Genomic DNA, 2,074 nt, shown 5'->3' with positions numbered 1-2,074 from the left:
CTGCACCGGCAGGGAATCACGATCAGCGAGATCGCCCGACGCACCGGCCATGACCGCAAGACCATCCGTTCCTACCTCCGCGGCGACCGCGAGCCCGGAGTCCGTAAACCCGCCGTCCCGGACGCATTCGGGCCCTTCACCGACTACGTCACCGCCAGACTGATCGAGGACCCCCACCTCTGGGCCGTGACGCTGCTGGACGAGCTGCGGCCGCTGGGGTTCGAGGGCTCTTACCAGTCCCTGACCCGTCAGATCCGTGACCGGTCGTTGCGGCCGGCCTGCCAGGCCTGCGCCCACGTCACCAAGCGTCCGAACGCGGTGATCGAGCATCCGCCCGGGGAGGAGACTCAGTTCGACTGGCTCGAGCTGCCCGACGCACCCGAGCACTGGTCCTACCCCACGAAGCGAGCGTTCCTGCTGGTCGGCTCGCTCGCCCACTCCTGCGTCTGGCGGGCCGCTATCGCACCCTCGATGGACCTGCCCCACCTGCTGGCCGCGATGACGACCGTGCTTTCCCTCCTCGGAGGGCTGACCAGGGTGTGGCGGTTCGATCGGATGCGGACCGTGCTGGACCCCGCCACCGGCGACCTGACCGCGATGTTCTCCGCGTTCGCGAAGCACCACGGAGTCCAGGCCGTCGCCTGCCGACCCCGCTCAGGCAACCGCAAGGGCGTGGTCGAGAAGAACAACCACACCGCCGCCCAACGCTGGTGGCGAACCCTGCCCGACGAGATCACGGCCGAGCAGGCCCAGGTCTCCCTCGAAACGTTCGCGGCCCGGCAGGACGGCCGCCGCCGCGAGAGCCCGACCGGAACCACGACCGCCGCCCAGATGCGTGCTCAAGAGCGGCTCCGGCCCCTGCCGCCGATGGCGTTCCCGGTGGTGGTGACCGAGCAGCGGACCGTCTCGCGGCAAGCGTTGATCCACTGGCGCGGCAACCGCTACTCCGTCCCGCCCGAGCTGGCGATGGCCACGGTGAATGTTCACCAGCCCCTCGGCGCGGACCACATCGAGATCGCCACCACCTCCGGCGCCATGCTCGCCCGCCACCAGCTGGCCGAGGCCGGCCTCGGGATCACCCAGCGCACCGACCAGCACGTCACCGCGCTCGAGTCGATCGCTCTGGCCTCCGCCCCACCGGGCCGGCCTCACCGCCGCAAGGAACGCATCCCACCCGGGGCTGCGTCCCTGGCCGCGGCACAGGCCCTGACCGGGTCGCCCGCACCGACTGCGACCGTGATCGACCTGGCCGCCTACGAGCAGGCCGCGAAGAACAGGAACACCCTGACATGACCACCACACCCACTACCGCGAGCGTCTATCAGCAGCTTCGCGGCCACCTGAACGAGCTGAAGCTGGCCGACGCCGCCGAGGCTCTCCCCGGCATCCTTGACCAGGCACAGGCAGAGGACTGGACCCTCACAGGCGCCCTGGAGCGCCTGCTGGCCATCGAGGTCTCCGCCACCGAGAAACGGCGCCTCGCGGGCCGGTTCCGGTTCGCGAACCTTCCCACCGGCGCCACTTTGGAGAACTTCGACCATGACGCCGCTTCCGGCATCGACCCCAGCCTGCTCACGGAGTTGGGGACCTGCCGGTTCCTGGAGAACGCGACGAACGTGCTGCTCATCGGCCCGCCCGGAGTGGGTAAGACCCACATCGCCACCGGCCTCGGCCACGCCGCGGTCAATGCTGGCTATCGGGTCTACTTCACCTCCGCCGCTGACCTCGCCGCCCGCTGCCACCGCGCCGTGATCGAGGGCAAATGGTCCACGATGATGCGGTTCTTCGCCGGCCCCACCCTGCTGATCATCGACGAGCTCGGCTACCTGCCGCTGCCCGCCGAAGCAGCATCAGCACTGTTCCAAGTCATCAACCAGCGCTACCTGAAGACCTCGATCGTGATCACCACGAACAGACCCGTCGGCGCCTGGGGCGAGATCCTCGGCGACACCACCGTCGCCGCCGCCATGCTCGACAGGCTCCTCCACCGCTCCGTCGTGGTCACCCTCGACGGCGCGTCCTACCGACTCCGCAACCACCACGCCGCCGCCGAAGAAGTCCGCCGCGCCACGAC

At 69.7% G+C, this 2,074-nt stretch carries 2 protein-coding genes; both read left to right on the top strand.

Annotated elements, in window-relative coordinates:
* A partial coding sequence (locus ACT3SQ_RS19115; protein WP_444601609.1) for an IS21/IS408/IS1162 family transposase occupies window positions 1-1,293 on the top strand: 1,293 nt, incomplete at its 5' end.
* Window positions 1,290-2,074: IS21-like element helper ATPase IstB (gene istB, locus ACT3SQ_RS19110; protein ID WP_444601608.1), on the top strand; the 785-nt coding region annotated here is incomplete at its 3' end. The genes ACT3SQ_RS19115 and istB, both read left to right, overlap by 4 nt.

Origin of the sequence: Brachybacterium sp. AOP42-C2-15, assembly GCF_052377065.1 — a bacterium.
Classification (GTDB): domain Bacteria; phylum Actinomycetota; class Actinomycetes; order Actinomycetales; family Dermabacteraceae; genus Brachybacterium.
Note: the sequence above shows the minus strand (reverse complement) of the source record. Positions and strands in the feature narration are given on the sequence as shown.